This window comes from Paraburkholderia sp. 40 (genome assembly GCF_050434105.1).
Classification (GTDB): domain Bacteria; phylum Pseudomonadota; class Gammaproteobacteria; order Burkholderiales; family Burkholderiaceae; genus Paraburkholderia; species Paraburkholderia tuberum.
The window spans coordinates 1451302-1470164 of the sequence record NZ_JBNPVY010000004.1; the positions used below are offsets into that span (position 1 = coordinate 1451302).

The following is an 18863-nucleotide window of genomic DNA, read 5'->3' on the forward strand; positions in this document are numbered from 1 at the left end:
GCATACCACTTGCCCCCGATATGTCCCTCTAATGTAAATACACCCGGTCCGTAGTCGAGCTTCTCCCGGATGTCCTCGCCGATTCGCACGCATTTCATCACCGAAACGATGATGAGGCTAACCTCAATCCTTGAAGTTATCCCCCCCAAAAATCATATTATTAGAGCTTCTTAGGCATTCGGCACGCGCAATACTATTTTTCGAACGAAGTACTCATACAGGCCTTTAACGGCTCCAGGTCAGCTTTTGAGCGCAGTTCTTCAACCGCGGCGAGCAGTTGCTCCTGCTGCGCACCAGTGGCGTGAAACCGCGTCGCCGCAACGTACTTTGCCTTGAGTTCTTCCCAAGAGAGGGAGTCACCGGCTTCGCCGCGTGGCTCGGTAACCTCCGATACATACCGACGTCCCCCGCACACGATTGTGACTCGCGCGAGTGTTCTGGCAGGGAATTGTTTATCAATTTCGGCGTCGACCGTTAGCGAGACCTTGTTGGCGAGTGCGCTCACTCCCTCGTAAGTTAAGCAGTCTATCGTGAGGGGCAAAAGCGACTCTCGTCCCGCGAGGGCGGCGAGGGCCACGCAATAAGGGATGCTGTACTGAACGTCAACAAGGGTAGCTGGGCAGGTCTGATTCGCGATGCGCAGCGCCCCGCCGTACGTCTCGATGTCGATCGCCTCAATCGCCTTCGCGTCGAGTTGATATTGCTCGATCAGCTTCAGGGTGGCTTCCAAGGGGGGGTGAACGTGCCGACAGCAGCAATAGAGCTTGTAGTAGGCATTGCAGATATGCAGAGACTCCCCGAGGGGCGATACGTCGGCAAACCTATAGAGCAGACCGCTGTCAAGTATGTTCCGGGGACCGGTGAACCCGCCTTCTGCGAGATCGAGCGCGAGCATCCCGGTCACTACGGACCATGGTATGCCCTCCTTAATGTCGCTGCTCTCCGGTGTTGGGAAGGAGAGCGGTGGCGCGCTCATGAACAACGAATTGGGCGCGCTTTCGCCTGCGATAGCCAACGCATGCTCGACAACACGACACGAGCCACACCTCAAGGCCGCGGCTGTTGCGACAACTGCGTAGGATGACCACGTACCTGTCGTACCGTATGTTGTACGGGCCGCTGCGATCGATACGCCGACTTCATAACCGATGACGATTGACGCGATCAAATCTTCCAGCCCGGCTCCCATTTCAGCCGCAACCGCAAAGGCCACCGGAATGACCGCCGCGCCCGGGTGCCCGCGCGCGCGTCGATGCCCGTCGTCGAGATCTAGCATCGACGCAGCCGCGCTATTCGCCCACGCAGCACCGACGACCGAACTGCCCGTTCCCGTGAACCACATCGGTATATCGCCCGATCCCAGATATTTACATGCTGTCGCGCGAATCGCGACAGCACCTGGCTCGCTAGCCCCTGCCCCCACCGCGCATAAGAGGTCGAGGATGCGTTTTAGCGCAGATTCCCTGGCAACCCCGGACACCCGCCTACCGCGAGCCTCGACGACATAAGATGCAATACGATGAATCGTGCTTTGCTGCAGAGAAAACTCGTCATCAGGCGGAGGATTGTTCATGACGTTCCAGAATTATGTGACCGACCAAACGTGCGTAACGCACAAATCTATGTTCAAAATGATTGCACCGCGTGCGACCGCCCAGGGATCCGATGGAAGCCCCTGATTGTCGCCACGGATACGACGGACGGGTCGTAACGTCCGTCTCCAAGGGGACTCGAAGCTTTGTCAATGAGCATGCGAGTACTTGCCGTGAAAAATCGGAATGCCGCTTTTCGCAAGTAACCCGAACCCGACCACCTCTGGCAACATCTACGCCGATCTGCGACGCCCGACCGTCCTTAATAACAATTGTGCGCTGATGCTACTGTCAACCCTCCCGACGCTCACTCGAGTGACGAGACATGTTAGGCGCGTCTCGTCGAAAAATCAAAGTCTGATTTTCAAACGTCAACATTGCAGAAGGTTATAGCGCTGCATTGTTTTATCCCGAGCATTTAACGAAATGCACGCTCTATTGGCGAGTACATCATCTCTGCATAAACGCCAGAAACAGACGGGGATATGTCGTTGCACAATGACCCGGGTCTGGGCGCGAAAGGAAGAGAGCTGGACCATACGCGGAACATCGCACTACGGGCAGGATCCGCTTTTGTCCGAAACCGAAGCCCCTATCCACGCGCCGCGTACCGAATGATGCACTGCGCTCACCGTCCAGCGCGGGAGATCACGAAGCTGCAGACGTTGGTGAAGATGAAGACAAACGGCTTGGAGCAAAGGTGCGACGTGAACTGCCTGAGTTGCTCGCTTTCCTAAAGGCAACTCCGCACCCATAACCTCCCAGAATACATCCACGATCAAACCGGACTTTGACACGAGATTTTTGCCTCTCTATGCTGAGCCCCATTAGCTTTGCTTCTCACTGGATAAGACGGAACGTGCCTTTTCTGCCGCAGTTTGATGCAGCCAATAAAAGACTTTACAAGGACAAACGCTTGTCTTGCAACCGATAGTGTTTTCGCACGTAAGAGCATCTCGCATTGAGCACCAAAACCCACCACACTCAAACGTGACGTTTCGTTTGCCCTCTCCTAAAGACGATGGGTTCGGGCTTGGGCTGAGAAATTTAGTACATAACCGCCTAGGTCGTGCACGGCCAGTGGACTATTCCAAGGTAGAAGGCACATGCAAGTGACAATCGTGGGAGCCGGTGCAATCGCTTTGGGTTATGCGGCGTATCTCATACAGAATGGACATAAACCGAAAGTCTGGTCTCCATCGGGAGCCCGGACTGCAGACTTCGTTGCTGGACTCCCCCTTCACGTGAAGGGAGCGGTCGAGGGAGAGTTCTACTTAGAAGTTTGCGGGAAAGCGGAAGATGTTGGCGACGCCGATGTCATTATTTTGGCATTGCCGGCCTACGGATACCGATTCGTCCTCGACAGCATCATCCCTCATATCCGCGCACACCATAGCGTAATCATCAGCGCTCATCTTTCATTTGCCGCTCTCTACATTTCCCAGCGCCTTGCGGCGCGGGGGCTCGTCATCCCCATAGCAGCTTGGAGCACCACGGTGCTAACGTGCAAGACTCAGTCTGCGAGAGCTATCACGGTAGGCACGATCCGCGCCAAGGTCGACATGGCCGCATTTCCAACCCGCCACATCCACCGGATTCATACCACTTGCGTTTCACTCTTCGGAGACCGGTTCGCACTGAAGGACGACATGCTGACGTTGACGCTCAGCAACATTAATCCGCAAGATCATATGGGTATTGCGCTAGCCAACTTGACCCGTATTGAGAAGGGCGAAAGCTGGAGGCAAAACTCCAATCTGACACCAACAGTCGGGAGACTCCTTGAGGCTCTAGACCAAGAGAGACTTACCATTGCAACAGCATTCGGAAAGTCAGTGAGAACGACCTTTGATCATTGCAGGCTGTCTTTTGGCGTGGTTGGTGACTCACTTTCGGCAATATCGGAACAACTGGTCCGGCAAGGGAGTAATCCGCTCGGGCCGACAGACATCGCCACACGCTACGTGCTCGAAGACGTGCCGTTCGGGTTGGTACCGACGCTTCGACTCGCCGAGCTGGCTGGGGTGAGAGCACCCTTGCACGAGAGCGGCGTGGTAATTCTCGGCGCTTGTTACGGTCGGGACTTTGTGGCGGACAACGACATTCTTCCCGAGATTGGACCGCTTCAAATGGACACCTTCAAGAGGCTTGTGGTCGACGGCTATGCCGTTCCAACCTAGATGCCATTACATCCGGCGCGGCGCTCGATGGGCGTTCGAGTCCGACGCCACCGACGCAATAAAAGGAGAAGTACTATGCCGCAAATCCAGACTTGGAGTTTACGAGAAACCAAAATGAAGATTAAAACGCTACTGGTCGCCTTGTGCGCAACGTGCATTCCATTTGCGGCATTCGCGTACGATGGAAAGGAACTTAAGTTCGGAGTCGACAGCGCTTACCCGCCATTTGAGTCGAAAACCCCGAGTGGCGAGCTCGTTGGATTTGACATCGATCTGGGTAATGCAATTTGCGCGAAGGCAATCGATTTCAGCCACAAGATATACGCCAACTTCGAAGCGCTGGTTGTAAGGGGCGGCTCGGCTCTGGTGGCAATGCCCGAATCGCCCAACGAAGAGCATATCGGAGTCTTGCAGGGAAGCACACAGGAAGCCTATGCACGGAAGCATTGGACGAATGGAGTTGACATTGTGCCCTACCCTTCGCAAGACCAGGTTTGGAATGACCTCGCGGGTGGGCGGCTCGATGCGGCACTGGCTTCTGGGCCGACGGCTGAGTCGGGATTCCTGATGCTGCGCAGGGTCGTGATTTCGGTTTCGCGCAAGGTCCGGCCATCCAAGACGCCGCCATCTTCGGTCCCGGCGTCAGCATCGGTGTGAGAAAGGGTGACAGAGCCCTGCTCGAAGCAATCAACGGTGCGATCGACAGTCTCCGCAAGGACGGGACGTATGACCGAATTGCAAAGAAGTACTTCACGTTCGACATTTACGGCGGTTAATCGACGTCAACTGCCCAGCAAAAAAGACCGCGTGCCCGACCCAGGGTTGCGCATAAAAAAGCATCGAGACACACAATATAACGTTTGGAGACCTCAATGAAAATCAAACTTCTTGCAGCTTTCGTGATGTCAGCCGCCGCAGCTCCCGCAATGGCCCAAAGTACGGTGACGCTCTACGGTCTGATCGATGAAGGAATCAACTATACGAATAACGTCGGTGGCGACAAGCTGTTCGAGCTCCAGAGCGGTACGGTCCAAGGGGGTCGTTGGGGCTTGAAGGGAGCGGAGGATCTCGGCGGCGGTCTCAAGGCAGTTTTCCAGTTGGAGAGCGGCTTTAATGTCAATAATGGCAAGCTCGGTCAGGGTGGCCTGATGTTTGGGCGACAGGCGTGGGTCGGCGTCGCATCCAACCAATACGGGACGGTTACTCTCGGTCGACAGTACGACTCCGTCGTCAACTATCTGGCTCAAACGACGGCGAATGGCACATGGGGCGGGGGCATGTTCTCCCATCCGTACGACAACGACAACACGGACAACACGTTCCGTGTCAACAATACTGTCAAGTACACAAGCCCCGAGATTGCTGGCTTTAAATTTGGCGGCACGTACAGCTTTAGCAACGACACCAACTTCGCCAACAATCGCGCGTACAGCATGGGCGTCCAATACGTCATAGGCGGCCTGCTGCTGGAAGCCGCCTATCTGCAGGCGAACAACCAGTCGTCCACCGCCGGTGGTGCAATCGGGAACAATCCCGCTGCGGATGAAAATTTTCTGGGGAACAAGCTGCGCATCTTCGGCGCGGGGGCAACCTACACGTTTGGTTCGGCCAACGTGGGCATCTCGTATTCGAATACCTTCGTCGCCAATCCGGTATCTTCGGGATACGTCGGCAAGATTGCGCCAGCCTCGGGCACGCTTTCCAACCTGCGTTACCAGAATTTCGAAATCAACGGCAAGTACCAGTTCACGTCAGCCTTCTTCGTCGGGGCGATGTATACGTACACCCTGAGCGGTTTCAACGCCACCACTGGAAAGCTAAAGCCGAATTACGAAACTGCGGGGCTGATGGCTGATTACTCACTGTCAAAGCGCACGGACGTCTATGTACAGAGTGCGTATCAGCACGTCGGTGGTGACCGTACTGGCAGCGTCCTCGACTTCGCCTTTGTGCCGGTGGCCGATGACGTATCGTCGAATCGCAATCAGGTGGTTGCACGCGTCGGCCTGCGTCATAAATTCTAAACCGGCCAGATATCGCTCGATTGACGTTCGTCCACGTTCCGAGCGAACCTAGTGGGCGGCGCCTTGCGCCAGCCCAGTTCCTACAGAAGCGGAGAGCGTCCTCACAAGCGCACCCACATGCCGGCCCTCCGCGGTGATCTCCTGCGAGTGATGTTTGCGCTTGCACATGTAGGCGCGCGTTCGTCGCATCAGCGCGTGCCTGCGTCGGCCCTTTCTTCGGCGCCCAACTGCCATAGGGTGATGGAACTGCTCAACCATATCCCGCCCCGCCTGACGATGCTGAAGCAAACTACTACCCGCAATTCAACAATACTGTTGCAGCCGGTATCGACTTAAAATCAAGCGGCCTCCAGGATTCCGAAGGCGATTCAATTTACCCGATGGATGCGGTCACTTCTTAGTAGCCGAAGCTAACGGCAATCGGAAAGTCGCGCTATCTACGAATTGCAATAGCTCCGCCTTCGACATGTGGTCTACACCGAGGCGCTTCAGATTACGGCCAGTTTGAAAATAGTTAACGCCGTTGATGGAGGAAGCGATTTCGATCACGGCTTTGATTGCCCGAGACTCTATGCCCACTCTGGCGCCGAGTTCGTACCAAGGGACCAAGATATATGGAATATCCTCACATATATATCTATGTTGCATACGATCAGGCGTTTTGACCTTCGTGGAGTTATGAGTTTTGGATTGGAAAGCGAAATCGGAGAAGTTGACACTATCTCCGCCGTAAAAGCCGATCATTTCCTCCAGGACTGTCGGCAGTCGAAAACCGAAAGCCTCTCCGATTTTCAATCGCTCATTGTCCACAGCCTCTACGACCCTTCCGACCGAGGGTGAGATCCCGTCACGATAGAAGAAAAAATCTCCTTTTGTGCTTTCTATCCATCCCGTATTTAAAATACCCCCGACAGGATGGATGACACCATTATTCGACTGCATTCCAATTGCGAAAATGTTATCCCACCATAAAAGCCTTTCCGGAAAGATTGCGGTGATTTGCGACAACTGTTTCTCATCCATGGCCTTCGAAAAAGCAGCAATCGGCAAACAATTCTTAATACCAGTGATCCGGACTTCGCCGTCCCTGACCGACGACGCATAGGGCGAGGAATTTGTCTCTAGAACTGCCTGCGGGTTTAGCTTTTTTGAACCCATTGGCGAAAAAAAATTGGCATTATTGACTATGATGACATGTCGACTCAAATCGAAACCTTTTAGATCGCCAATGAGGTCGTCATGCGCGTATGCCGGAACAGCAACCACGAGAAAACGCGAGAAGTTTACGGCCTCATCCATATCAGTAGTTACAGTCGGATAAAACTCACCCGTGATAGCCATGCTAGCCAACAAGCGACCGTTCGCTCGGATCGCATCAATATTACGACGATGATCTGGCTTCCCGTAAAGGAGAACTTCGAATCCACGACTAGCCAAATCGGCCGCGAAAGCGCATCCACAATTTCCGGCACCGATGATTGAAACTGGAAACCTTAATGGCATGTCCTCTCCGCATAAACAAACAGAAGTTTTCTGTGACGCCACCCAATATTGCGACGTCATGCAAGGCTGAACGCCGATCAGTAGTTGTGCGTTAGCACGACGACGGCATGCAACGAACGTGCCACCGCAGAACGAGGTCACCTCTTTAAACGGCTCATATACGGGTTAATCTGGTGAGCAGAACAAGACGCGATTCCTCGGCCAGTGCAGATCATGTCGCAAACGTTACAAATCCAGCATCTTGAGTTAGATCTGTCCGAATATCGACGTGTTTGTAAGGCAACGCGTATCAACCACCGCTGAACAATCATCTGTGCGGAGAGGTTATGAGGCAAAACGGTCTTTTTGCACTCAGATCGCGCAGGTATGTTGGTGCGAGCTTCTTACAAGGCCTCTCACGCCGGCCCAGTGATCGACTGTGATATTGTGGCCACAGCGATGACCGAACTCGGTTCCGATAGATAGATCAAACATCCGAGCGAGCGAGTCGGCATAATGGTCCGGCTGAACGCGAAAACTGCGTCTATCGCCGTTAATGATTCGGAAGGCCATTGGCGGGTCTCGTACGCTCTGCTACGAACGACTGTTGACATCTACCCTTTGCGATCCCGTGAACACGGGTTCCGCTGACGGATACATCTCAATGATCTTCAATTTGGCGCCCTAGCAGGTTGCGGAAATACCTCACGCGGAAGTCATCGCGACGGATAGTAAAAGCGTTGATGTGAGAAGCTCACCGGACCCCCAAGGAGATCATGCGCGGCGCCGACACGTTCACCGAAAGTCTGTTTTCCGTGCGCAAGCTGGACGATTTCGTTCCGGGCTCGCATCCGCTGCGCTCGATTCGCATCATGGCGAATGAGGCGCTGGCGAAGATGGACCGGTTGTTTGCCGGAATGTATGAGGCTGACATCAAGGGCGGCCGCCCGAGCATCGCGCCGGAGAAACTGCTGCGGGCCATGCTGCTGCAGGTGCTTTACAGCATCCGGTCCGAACGCCAGCTCATGGAGCAAACGCAATACAACCTGCTGTTTCGATGGTTTATCGGCCTGTCGATGGACGATCCGGTGTGGGTGCCGACGGTGTTCACGAAGAACCGCGAGCGTTTGATCCGGCACGATGCGGTGGTCGAATTCTTCAACGAAGTACTGTCCATCGCGCAGAAGAAGAACTGGTTGTCGGGCGAGCACTTCAGCGTGGATGGCACGCTGATCCAGGCTTGGGCGGGGCACAAGAGCTTTGTGCGCAAGGACGATGACGACAGCAGCGGGGAAGGCGGCTTCAAGGGTAGCAAGCGGAGCAACGAAACGCACGAGTCGAAGACCGATCCCGATGCACGACTTTACCGCAAGGGCAAGACGGCCAGCGAACTGCGTTACATGGGCCACACGCTGACGGACAACCGCCATGGGCTGGTGGTCAACGCCCGTGTGAGTTGCGCTGACGGCCATGCCGAACGTGACGCGGCCAAGGTCATGATCAACGATGCGCGGCAAGCATCGAGCGATGCGGCGGCGCAAATCACGCTGGGCGCGGACAAGGGTTACGACGCACAGGAATTCATCGAAGCCTGCCAGCAGATGAAGGTCACGCCGCACGTGGCACAGAACACCTCGGGTCGTCGTTCAGCAGTGCCCGATGCCATCGCACACAGCGTGGGCTATGCGATATCGCAGCAAAAGCGCAAGCTGATCGAACAAGGCTTCGGATGGGCGAAGACCGTGGGGCGCATGCGCCAGGTGATGGTGCGCGGGTTGGAAAAAGTCGACCAGATGTTCGTGTTGAACATGGCCGCCTACAACCTCGTGCGCATGCGTTCGCTAGGACAGGTCTGCCCGCAGTAGCGGAAATCGCGGTAATCGGGCGAAAAATGCGCCTCAAGCCGTCGAAAAAGGCGTTGGGTTGGCGTTGAAATTTCGCCATGCAGAAAATCTGCGGCGGCAACCGCTCAGCGAGATGGACGTTGCTTCTGCTGGGGTGTATTTCCGCAGCCTGCTAGTGCCGTAGGCCCGCGAACACCTCCAATAGAGCCTCCCACTCTGTACTTAGGGGCGTTCATTCCATATGTCGTCGCGTAGTAGCCGATGCCGCGCGACTGGGTCATCCGTCGTGAAGTGTGACGGACCCAATCGCGCGCCAGGACGGGACACGAAGGCACCGCTTGCGACAAACCACGCGCCGTTTGTCGGGAATCCGACGTCGGCAATGTTAGCCGAGGCAATTTCGCGAAATGCGCCAAAAGTTCGTTCACCGGGGATTTCGAGCTTTCAGGCCGACATGGTGCGAAAACTGCATGCAGAAAGCTATCCGACCTGGGATATTTCGACAAACCGCGACGTCCTTAACGCTGCTCAACCAATCTTTTTTGACGCGCCCGATGCGAAGTCGATCGCCGTGTCGAAGAGACAGCCGCTACAGCCATGGCGTTGTCCGTTGAGGGCTGTGCTGCCTGAAGCCCTCACGCGCAGCCCGAGCTGAAATCAGCGTTCCGTCCGCGCTGAAATGGCCCCGACAGTTAGCCGGTATGCGCCGTGTGGGCTTCGTTACCACACGCGATCGAGCAGGCACTCCTTTTCGCGGGACCTTCGCAACATGAGAAAACCTTTCGTGATGACGCGCAGAACGAAATTCTGCCTTCTGCGGTATGTCGGTTTGAATTTTGTTACGTTATGGAATCCTCATATAAGTCACGATTCGTTTGAGACATCGGAGCAGTCTGGCTACAAGTTGGCAACCGAAAATCGGCTTTTTCGCACAAGATTTAGAAACCTGCGCGGGATTGCGTTCATGTTCTACGCGATTCTTCTCTTCGCAATAAGCAATGCGGTTGCGAAGCTCATTCCGGCAAGATATCCGGCGAACGAGATGATGTTCTTTCGGATGCTATCGGGATTAATTCCCGCCGCGTTCGTGTTCGGGACTCGTCGCATTCAATGGAAGGAACTCACGATTTATCGCTTAGGCGGTCATTTCATCAGAGCCGTCACAGGGCTTGCCGCAGTAGGATTTTTCATTGCGGGTGTGCCATATCTGCCTTTATCAACTGCTGTAACGCTGAAGGAGACAGAAGCAATCTTTGTCTGCTTTTTCGGCATCGTGTTCTTGGGTGAGCGTTTTCGCCTACCTACGGCGATAGCGTCGATGTCCGGATTCGTGGGAGTCGCGGTGGCTTCCTCACCATTTAGCGCCAATGGTGCGTCGCTGCGCGCAATGATTCTAATTCTGCTGAGTGCTATGTTTAGCGCCGGTTCAGTCATCCAAGTCAAGAGACTCTCGCGAACTGACGAGCCAGCGACAATCGTCTTCTATTACACAATCATAGCGACGATTGTTAGCGGAGTGTCACTTCCCGTCGCTTGGGTAACGCCAGATCTAAGGGATTTCGGGTACATGGTTCTATTTGGGCTGACTGCAGGTGTAGCGCAACTTATGCTAACGATCGCAGTCGCGACTGTCGCCACCCCAATCGTCGCCTCATTTGGTTACCTCAGCATTGTATGGGCAATCATTTTCGACTATTTGATTTGGGGGGAGGTCATTTCTATACAGGTAGCACTCGGAACGGTCATAATTATTGCAAGTGTGCTCTACCTGTCGTGTCGCGCCTAAATGATCCTTTGTGACAGGCATTCTGCGCATGACCACGGCCCAGATACTGATATGACTGTCGCAGTCGAGTACCGCAAAGGTGACGGCGCGAGCGACAGGACGCGCCGCTCAAGCTCGTCTTCTTCCAGATGTTCGACCGACGCCTAGCCCAGTCCTGCCGCTGCGGCAAGCTGAAGATACTGCGTGATCGTCCCCAGACCGACGCTGAGGGCGCCCTGCACGCTGGCGGTGCGTGAGATCGCATGCCCACTTCAGGCGGAGTACTTCCTTGATTTTTGCGCATGGTTGTCCGATGAGCCGGCATCGTCGGTCGCTCCAACAACGGATCTACCTTAACGCCAGCGGATTGGTCTATGCGCGCGAGCGCAACGAGCAGATGTAGATCGAAACCCATAAAACGCATTTCTCAACATATCCACGCTATAGATGCAAGGCATCAACGCAATCGATTTTACAAATCAATTTTTGTGTTGCACAGTGAAGCCTATCGTTGCGGAAATGGAAATCGAAGTTGATTGATCGAATACTTCAAATTTATAAGTACTACGACAATGTTTAGACGTGTCTTCATGATTACCATACTTTTAGATGTATCTCTCGACGCGCCACCTAAGCTTACCGGAACCGTGCCCGTCGTAGCCTTTCGGTTGGGACTATCGACCGTGGAGCGGCCTACTGGCTCGATAATTGAACGAAACGGTCCAGATCTGTGAAGGTTTTCGATTGCGTATCCGAGGCGCGCGACGAGTGCCACGATCGCGCCGGATGTCACGACGTCTACTTAACCTTTGACGACAGTATCAATTCCTTTTTCATACCGAATTTTCTCGATTTATTCGGGCCATTCCGGGTTCCAGCAACATTCTGCGTTATCGGCGCGTACGCAGCGGACCAGCCGAAGCTGATCCGACGGATGATCGCGGACGGGCACGAGGTCGCAAACCACACGATGACTCGTCCGGACCTGTCCAGATGCGAACCCACCGAAGTACAACAGGAAATACTAACGGCAAGCAGGGTCATCAGGATGGCGAGCCCGCATGCTTCGCTGCGGTATATGCGTGCCCCGTATGGCATGTGGACCGAAGCAGTGCTCACTACGTCAGCGAGCGCTGGTCGGCGCGAGCAGACCCTCATGGCGCTTTCCCTCATGATTCCAGCATTGCATGACCGGGGGTTTGCAATCCGATCGCTTCCTCAACCTCACCGGACGAACCAGATACCCTATGAACATGCTTGCCGCAACTAGCACTGTCGCTGTCTCGTTTTATGCGCTGCTTTCGACTGTCTATAAAAGCACGCAGGCGCTTTATGCTCAGCCGACAAACGTGTCATCGCTGTCGGACGGCCTGGTCGACTCCGACACTCTGCCGGGCGTGGATGTCATCGTTCCCTGCTTCAACGAGGACCCGCCCACGCTCTCGGCATGCCTGGAGTCCATCGCAAACCAGGACTACGCCGGAAAACTGCGCGTCTATGTGGTTGATGATGGTTCTGCGAATCTCGACGCCGTGAGGTCGGTTTACGATGCATACACGCGCGACCCGAGATTCAACTTCATTACGCTTCCCCAAAATATGGGAAAGCGCAAGGCACAGATCGCCGCGATACGCTCCTCATCCGGGGAACTTGTACTCAACGTCGACTCGGACACGACGCTGGCGCCCGATGTCGTCAAGAAGCTCGTATTGACAATGCGAGACGCGACGATAGGCGCCGCCATGGGGCAGTTGACGGCCAGCAACCGCAGCGACACCTGGTTGACCCGTCTGATCGATATGGAGTACTGGCTGGCTTGCAACGAAGAACGCGCCGCACAGGCTCGCTTCGGCGCTGTTATGTGTTGCTGCGGTCCATGTGCTATGTACCGCCGGTCCGCGCTCCTTTTGCTGCTAGATCAGTACGAGACGCAATTTTTTCGCGGGAAGCCGAGCGACTTCGGCGAGGACCGTCATCTGACGATTCTCATGCTGACGGCAGGTTATCGGACCGTGTACGTTCACGACGCCATTGCGGCGACAGTCGTTCCAGACAGACTGGGGGCGTATCTGCGCCAACAACTGCGCTGGGCGCGCAGTACGTATCGGGACACGTTCCTTTCGCTGCGCCTGCTGCCCTGTCTCGATCGTTACCTTACGCTGGACGTGGTCGGACACAATCTGGGCTCGCTATTTCTCGGCTTATCGCTACTAGCGGGTCTCGCGCAGCTCGCATTGACAGCGACAGTGCCGTGGTGGACTGCCCTGATAATCGCATCATCGACCATGATCCGCTGTAGCGTGGCATCGGTTCGCGCTCGCCAGGTTCGATTTCTTGGCTTTTCTCTTCACACACCCATTAACCTCTTTCTCTTGCTCCCCCTGAAAGTCTATGCGCTGTGTACATTGAGCAATAGCGATTGGCTGTCCCGTGGCTCTGCGGGCAACGTATCGAACGTTCATGAAAAACAGGTCGATACTCCGGATCCGGTTACAAAGCCGAACGTGACTTCAGCGTCAAGAGCTGCAACTCCGCACCGTCGACCGGATCACGCGTGTGAGTCTTCAACATTAGCAACGTCTGACGAAGCATTCGATGGCAATTAGTTAATCGTACATAGGATCTCGAATATTGCGCCAACCCAGAACCGCCCACCATCGGCAGGGTCCGCTTGAGTGCGATCGTCTCACGCAAAGGTTCGATTGTCGCCTTCCCAACGCGAGTGCATTCACCGAAATCCTGGTACTCCATTGTCAGCAACTCTCCCACATGGCAGGCAAGGATGTTCTATCGACCAGTGCGTTTTCAATAGGGCCGCGGCAGCAGAACGGCTTCTTTTTCTCTAAGACGAGTGCGTAATTTCCCTTCTTATCTCCATGTCCAAAGCAGCAATCAGCTTCGCCGGCGTAAGTAAGTCATATGGCGACAAGATCGTAGTCGACGGATTGTCGTTCAGCGTCGCGCCTGGAGAGTGCTTCGGTCTGCTAGGGCCAAATGGCGCGGGCAAGAGCACGACGGTGCGTATGGTTCTCGGCATGGCGCCGCCCGACGCAGGCAAGATCATCGTGCTCGGGGAGCCAGTGCCGGCGCGCGCTCGCTCGGCACGTATGAGCATTGGCGTGGTGCCGCAATTCGACAACCTCGAGCCTGGGTTCACCGTGCGCGAGAACCTTCTGGTGTTTGGGCGCTACTTCGGCATGAGCACACGTGAAATTGAAGCGGTCGTGCCGTCGCTGCTCGAATTTGCCCGCCTCGAAAGCAAGGTCGATGCGCGCGTCACCGAACTATCCGGTGGCATGAAGCGGCGGCTGATGCTGGCACGCGCGCTGATCAACGATCCACAGTTGTTGGTCATGGACGAGCCTACAACGGGTCTCGACCCGCATGCGCGCCACCTGATCTGGGAACGCCTGCGTTCCCTGTTGGCGCGCGGCAAGACGATCCTCTTGACCACCCATTTCATGGAAGAGGCCGAGCGGTTGTGCGACCGACTGTGTGTGCTGGAGGAGGGGCGAAAGATCGCCGAAGGCGGGCCTCGCGCGCTGATCACAGAACAGATCGGGAGCCACGTGGTCGAGATCCACGGCGGCAATCCGCATGAGCTGCGCACGTTGATCGCGCCGCACGCGCAGCGTATCGAGGTCAGTGGTGAGACACTCTTTTGCTATGTGTCCGATCCGGAACGGGTGTGCGTACAGTTGCGCGGTCGCGCGGCGCTGCGCCTTTTACAGCGTCCCGCAAATCTCGAGGATGTCTTTTTGCAGTTAACCGGGCGCGGGATGAAGGAGTGAACGATGAGAGAGTTTTATGCAGCGGCCCTGCCCGCGAACGTGTGGAACTGGGTTGCAGTGTGGCGCCACAACTATCTGGCATGGAAAAAAGTCGCGTTTGCCTCGATTCTCGGTAACCTTGCCGATCCTATGATTTATCTGTTCGGCCTCGGCTTTGGTTTCGGGATAATGGTAGGTCGCGTCGATGGCGCATCTTATATCGCGTTTCTCGCGGCGGGTATGGTCGCCACGAGCGCGATGACCTCCGCGACCTTCGAAACGATTTACGCAGCTTTCTCTCGCATGCATGTTCAGCGCATGTGGGAAGCGATCCTGTGTACACGGCTCACGCTCGGCGATATCGTTCTCGGTGAACTGGCATGGGCCGCCACCAGGGCCTTTTTTGCCGGCATCGCCGTCATGGTGGTAGCCACCGTGCTGGGTTATGCAGCGTGGTCATCCATTCTCTATGCATTGCCTGCCATAGCCCTGACTGGCCTCGCCTTCGCGAGTCTGGCGATGATCCTCACGGCGCTTGCACCCAGTCACGATTACTTCGTGTTCTATCAAACGCTCGTTCTCACGCCCATGGTGCTCCTGAGCGGCGTGATCTTCCCGATCAGTAAGCTACCTGCCGTTTTTTGCGACGTAGCGCGCTTCTTGCCGCTCGCACATTCCGTCGACCTTATCCGTCCCGCGATGCTCGGACGCCCGGTGGGCAGTGTTGCCCTGCATATTGGCGCTCTCTGCATTTGCACGGTGTTGCCGTTCTTTCTGTCGGTGGCGCTGTTACGTCGACGCCTCATGTCTTAATGCCAGCTATGGCCAGTACGAGTGACCAGGAAAAACACCATGTCGTATCAACGCGAACGCTTCGTGCATCCGCGCACGCGCCTCATCCGCCGACGGTATCCCCACAGCCCGAGATAGCACCGGAAACGAGTCGCGATGTGGGCAAACAGCGGCGTCAGCGCGCTGCTGATCGCGTACGACCTGTAGTGAAGGTCGGCGACCCACACCTCGTGGCAGCCGAACGTTTGGGCGGCCGGCGCGTTACGCACGGTTTGCGTCAGCGCATCGCGCGCGTCGCCGGCGGGGTTCTCGACGTTGAGGAAAAGGCCGTAGCGGTGTGCGGAATCGGACATTGCAGGCCCTCTCGTGGAAAGACCACGTCAAAGGCAAGTTTTGCGCCCACATCTCGCGGTATGTAAAGTCATGACGACGTCAGCCATGCCTCAGGCAGAAGCGCGACGCTGCGACCACGCCGCGCGGCTGGGCAGGCCGAGCCCGCAACACGCCCGCGATGAAGCTCGTCACGCTCGACGAACGCAAAGCGGACCACGGCGCGCGGTGACGCGCGCACAACCGCCGCAGCGCGACCAGCGAGTCCGGGTCGATCAGATCCAATGGGCACAGCACCCGGTAGGCGCCTGACAGCAAAGCCTCGAAGCCTTCGGCACGGCTATCGTCGTCGATGGTCCCGGTGTGATGAACGAACTCGCCTCCGGCCGCCTCCACCAGCGCACGCAGCACGGCGTTGGTGCTTGGCCGCCCGCCCACATAAACCCATCGACGCCCGCTCAATGCGCGCGTCAATGCGCGGTCGTCGAGCAGCGCCTGCTCAACCGCGAACAACTCGTGCTGCAGGCTCGCGACATGTGCCCGCGCGCGCTCCAGCGACAGGCTCGCACTGCTGTCGGGAAGGCATGTGCCGCGGTTCTGATTCATGACGGGCTGCGCTTCGGATCGCACCGTTACGGCAACGGCAGGCGGCATGGGTCTCATGGCGAGTGCCTCGTGGCATGGCCCGCAAGCCGTTCGCCCGCTGCCGGAGTGAGAAACCAGCTACGCACCGTGTCGTACGTGTAGCGCGTCCGGCCGGCATGACGCGCGTGCGGCGCCAGCCGATGCTCGGACAGCGGCTTCGCCCAACCCCAGAAGTCGGCGCGCAGCGCGGGCGGGAAACCGACGCCGTCGAACGCGTGCCAAAGTTGAATCAACCAAGGTTCGCGGCCCTCTTCGTCAAACAGCAACGGCGGCCCGAAAGCCCGCCTGCAGATGCGCATGCCGCTCGCCGTAATACAGCAGCCCGCCGCAGGACTCGACCACGAAGTCGGCCACCCGCGATGCGACACAATCGAAGCGGTGACCGACGCGTGCTGCCTACTCCGCTCTAAAGCAAAGCGCATGGTCCGAACAGACACCACAACTCGGCGCCTTGCAGATGAACAGGCCCTCGCGCTCGCACAGTTGCTTGTAGAAGAACTTCTTCCACTTCATGTCATGCGTATTCTTCGCGGCCAGCCGCGGAAACCAGTGGCTGATCAATGCGGACAACTCGCACCGCGACGGCAGAAGCAGGTCTTGCCAAAGGTGGTTTTGCCCGAGGCTCGCGCAGGCCAATGCATGGGCCACGCAGTTCGCCTCGTCTGCCGGGCCGGCGCGCGGATCGGCATGGTGATTGAGCAACGCCACCAGGTCCTCCAGTTCGTCGTCACGCGGCATCGTGGCGGGCGACAAGACGCACGTAAGACCGAGCGCCGGCCCGGCACCCGGGAACCAGCGCGCAAGCATTCGGCGCGTCTGGTCGGCGTCCAGTCCGGGCATCGGCAGCACATCGACGCCGTGGTGCTCGAACCCGCTCGACAGCACGCCGGCCAGTGCCAGCACGGTGGGATCGCCCACATCCACCGCACACGCCATCAGGGTTGCATAGGCGTTCATCGCGGCATCGCTCAGAGAACGGCCGCTGCGTGCGTGTAGCACTTTTTCGGGCAGATCTTCGCGCACGCGGTGCAGCCGACGCACAGTTCCCGATGCACGATAATCATCACCTTCTTCTCGTACTCGTCGTCGTCTTCGTCTTCGTCGTCGCCGTCCAGTGCGACGTGCGCGCCGTCCTCGTTAAGCCCGACGAGTTGCAGCACGCCACGCGGACAGACACGGAAACAACGTCCGCAACCAATGCATTTTTCTTCGTCGAGCCTGTTGACGAAGGTCGGCGTCCAGGTGGCGCCGCTCGGCAGCGTAACGCTGAAGGTATCGCTCATGACGTGGCTCCATGGCTTCGCTGGTTCAGGCCGCTGCCGCAGCGGCAGCCTTGCGGGCTGCCATCAGCGCGGCGTGGGCGTCATGGCAGCGCTGGGCGACAGCGAGAATGTTCTCCCAGTTGGTCGGGAGTTCCTCTGAGAGGTCGTGCAGGTCCAACTTCGCCCGGGTCGCTTGCGCGTTGAGTTTCTTCAGGTGCGCCTTGAGTTCATCGGCATCGGTGCTCATCGTCTCGGTCCCCTCACGATTCCTTCACGCGCCGTACTGTGCGACGGCGGGGTACATCCGGATCACCTCGACCGCTTCGTCGAGAAGCTTTGCGCCCGCCTCGGCGAGCTTCTCCAGCGAAGCGAAGCCGAACCGGTGTACGTCGCGCAACTGCTTGTTGACGACAACGAGCCGCCCCGCGAGCAACACCATGCGGCCGAAGCCTTCGTGGCTCATCTTCATCATCGGCGAAACCATTTGGCCGGTCTCACGCTCGATCGCCACCGCAATCGCGCTATAGAAAAGCTCGAGCCGCCACAGCGTTTCGGGGTCGGGGTCGCCCATGATCGGAATCGCGCGGCGTTCCTCCGGCGTGTGGATGTACGGCTTGAGCAGTTGCAGGTCGGTCTTTCCGTCCCACACGCCGTGGGTGTCCTGCGCGCGCAACTGCCTGACGAGCTGCTGCACGAACGGTGCGACCAGCAGCATTTCGTCGCTGGCCTTGGACGGAATTGCGGATGATTCAGCCATGGGATACCTCATCGTCTTCAAAGTCGTATACACGTTCGCCACCCTTCGCCAGCGCCTTGCGCAGCCACGGCGGCGGCGTGCCCTTCAGCACCTGTTGCAACTTGCCGAGAATCTCCTCGATGGACTCGGGCCGCGGCACCTTGATCGGGTGAATCTTCAGCGCAACCACTCGAGCCGCGGCCGAGCCGCCGATTGCGGCGACGTACAGGATCGCGCAATCCTTGACGGCTTCGAGCTTGGGCGCGACCTTATCCTCGTCGCCGTCCTCTTCGAGCTTGCCACCAAAGTCGAACGCCTCGACGAACTGGTAGCCGTCCGGTGTGACGTTGTAGGTGACGATGCTCCTCGCCCAGCCAAAATGCGCATCGACGAACTGCCTGTCCTGGGTGGCGAACGCGATCTTCATGCTGTGTGCTCCTT

The 18863-nt window shown here is 57.0% G+C and carries 20 protein-coding genes and 1 pseudogene; 11 read left to right on the forward strand and 10 right to left on the reverse strand.

What is annotated here, in order from left to right; translation table 11 throughout:
- Nucleotides 1–193 precede the first annotated feature (193 nt).
- On the reverse strand, nucleotides 194–1573 hold the full coding sequence (locus OKW28_RS28195; RefSeq protein WP_429450548.1) for an MmgE/PrpD family protein: 1380 nt from the start codon (nucleotides 1571–1573) through the stop codon (nucleotides 194–196).
- Between the two features lie 1125 nt (nucleotides 1574–2698).
- Between OKW28_RS28195 and OKW28_RS28200 the strand changes: the two genes are divergently transcribed.
- The 4 genes from OKW28_RS28200 (at nucleotide 2699) to OKW28_RS28215 (ending at nucleotide 5796) form a co-directional block, all read left to right on the forward strand.
- A complete protein-coding gene (locus tag OKW28_RS28200) occupies nucleotides 2699–3772 on the forward strand; it encodes an NAD/NADP octopine/nopaline dehydrogenase family protein (RefSeq protein ID WP_429450550.1) in 1074 nt (357 codons plus the stop codon).
- 75 nt (nucleotides 3773–3847) lie between these two features.
- The gene (locus tag OKW28_RS28205) at nucleotides 3848–4429 is read left to right on the forward strand and encodes a transporter substrate-binding domain-containing protein (protein ID WP_429450552.1); all 582 of its coding nucleotides are present in this window, start codon (nucleotides 3848–3850) and stop codon (nucleotides 4427–4429) included.
- A complete protein-coding gene (locus OKW28_RS28210) occupies nucleotides 4426–4548 on the forward strand; it encodes a transporter substrate-binding domain-containing protein (protein WP_429450554.1) in 123 nt (40 codons plus the stop codon). The genes OKW28_RS28205 and OKW28_RS28210 overlap by 4 nt, the downstream gene beginning before the upstream one ends.
- 96 nt (nucleotides 4549–4644) lie before the next feature.
- A complete protein-coding gene (locus OKW28_RS28215; protein WP_429450556.1) occupies nucleotides 4645–5796 on the forward strand; it encodes a porin in 1152 nt (383 codons plus the stop codon).
- A 390-nt stretch (nucleotides 5797–6186) separates the two neighbouring features.
- Here the strand turns inward: OKW28_RS28215 and OKW28_RS28220 are convergent, their stop codons facing one another.
- Nucleotides 6187–7299, reverse strand: coding sequence for an NAD/NADP octopine/nopaline dehydrogenase family protein (locus OKW28_RS28220; protein ID WP_429450558.1), 1113 nt, complete (start codon nucleotides 7297–7299; stop codon nucleotides 6187–6189).
- A gap of 755 nt (nucleotides 7300–8054) precedes the next feature.
- Here OKW28_RS28220 and OKW28_RS28225 point away from each other — a divergent pair.
- From OKW28_RS28225 to OKW28_RS28255, 7 genes are all read left to right on the forward strand, one after another.
- Entirely contained in the window at nucleotides 8055–9143 is a 1089-nt protein-coding gene (locus OKW28_RS28225; protein WP_429450560.1) for an IS5 family transposase, read from the forward strand.
- A gap of 361 nt (nucleotides 9144–9504) precedes the next feature.
- Nucleotides 9505–9777 (forward strand): hypothetical protein, encoded by a 273-nt coding sequence (locus tag OKW28_RS28230; protein WP_429450562.1) that lies wholly within the window; start codon nucleotides 9505–9507, stop codon nucleotides 9775–9777.
- A gap of 249 nt (nucleotides 9778–10026) precedes the next feature.
- Nucleotides 10027–10908, forward strand: coding sequence for a DMT family transporter (locus tag OKW28_RS28235; RefSeq protein WP_429454478.1), 882 nt, complete (start codon nucleotides 10027–10029; stop codon nucleotides 10906–10908).
- Nucleotides 10909–11617: 709 nt separating this feature from the next.
- Complete coding sequence (locus tag OKW28_RS28240; protein WP_429450564.1) at nucleotides 11618–12157, forward strand: polysaccharide deacetylase family protein; 540 nt, start codon at nucleotides 11618–11620, stop codon at nucleotides 12155–12157.
- The gene (nodC, locus tag OKW28_RS28245; protein WP_429450566.1) at nucleotides 12135–13493 is read left to right on the forward strand and encodes a chitooligosaccharide synthase NodC; all 1359 of its coding nucleotides are present in this window, start codon (nucleotides 12135–12137) and stop codon (nucleotides 13491–13493) included. The genes OKW28_RS28240 and nodC overlap by 23 nt, the downstream gene beginning before the upstream one ends.
- Before the next feature lie 270 nt (nucleotides 13494–13763).
- Nucleotides 13764–14678: a nodulation factor ABC transporter ATP-binding protein NodI gene (nodI, locus tag OKW28_RS28250; protein WP_429450568.1), complete on the forward strand. Its 915-nt coding sequence runs from the start codon at nucleotides 13764–13766 to the stop codon at nucleotides 14676–14678.
- Between the two features lie 3 nt (nucleotides 14679–14681).
- A complete protein-coding gene (locus OKW28_RS28255; protein ID WP_090811273.1) occupies nucleotides 14682–15470 on the forward strand; it encodes an ABC transporter permease in 789 nt (262 codons plus the stop codon).
- A gap of 47 nt (nucleotides 15471–15517) precedes the next feature.
- Here the strand turns inward: OKW28_RS28255 and OKW28_RS28260 are convergent, their stop codons facing one another.
- The 8 genes and pseudogenes from OKW28_RS28260 to nifX form a co-directional block, all read right to left on the reverse strand.
- Nucleotides 15518–15802, reverse strand: a complete 285-nt coding sequence (locus tag OKW28_RS28260; protein ID WP_429450570.1) for a hypothetical protein — start codon at nucleotides 15800–15802, stop codon at nucleotides 15518–15520.
- A 79-nt stretch (nucleotides 15803–15881) separates the two neighbouring features.
- Nucleotides 15882–16385, reverse strand: coding sequence for a hypothetical protein (locus OKW28_RS28265; protein ID WP_429450572.1), 504 nt, complete (start codon nucleotides 16383–16385; stop codon nucleotides 15882–15884).
- A 53-nt stretch (nucleotides 16386–16438) separates the two neighbouring features.
- Nucleotides 16439–16817 (reverse strand): annotated as a pseudogene (locus OKW28_RS28270) (hypothetical protein); the annotation flags it as partial.
- Between the two features lie 3 nt (nucleotides 16818–16820).
- Nucleotides 16821–17381, reverse strand: a complete 561-nt coding sequence (locus OKW28_RS28275; RefSeq protein ID WP_429450573.1) for a nitrogen fixation protein NifQ — start codon at nucleotides 17379–17381, stop codon at nucleotides 16821–16823.
- An 11-nt stretch (nucleotides 17382–17392) separates the two neighbouring features.
- Nucleotides 17393–17707: a ferredoxin III, nif-specific gene (gene fdxB, locus OKW28_RS28280; protein ID WP_184038030.1), complete on the reverse strand. Its 315-nt coding sequence runs from the start codon at nucleotides 17705–17707 to the stop codon at nucleotides 17393–17395.
- 25 nt (nucleotides 17708–17732) lie between these two features.
- Complete coding sequence (locus OKW28_RS28285) at nucleotides 17733–17933, reverse strand: CCE_0567 family metalloprotein (RefSeq protein WP_105512102.1); 201 nt, start codon at nucleotides 17931–17933, stop codon at nucleotides 17733–17735.
- A gap of 24 nt (nucleotides 17934–17957) precedes the next feature.
- Nucleotides 17958–18443, reverse strand: a complete 486-nt coding sequence (locus OKW28_RS28290) for a NifX-associated nitrogen fixation protein (protein WP_429450575.1) — start codon at nucleotides 18441–18443, stop codon at nucleotides 17958–17960.
- Nucleotides 18436–18849, reverse strand: a complete 414-nt coding sequence (nifX, locus tag OKW28_RS28295) for a nitrogen fixation protein NifX (RefSeq protein WP_184010354.1) — start codon at nucleotides 18847–18849, stop codon at nucleotides 18436–18438. Before nifX ends, OKW28_RS28290 begins: the two co-directional genes overlap by 8 nt.
- Nucleotides 18850–18863: the final 14 nt, after the last annotated feature.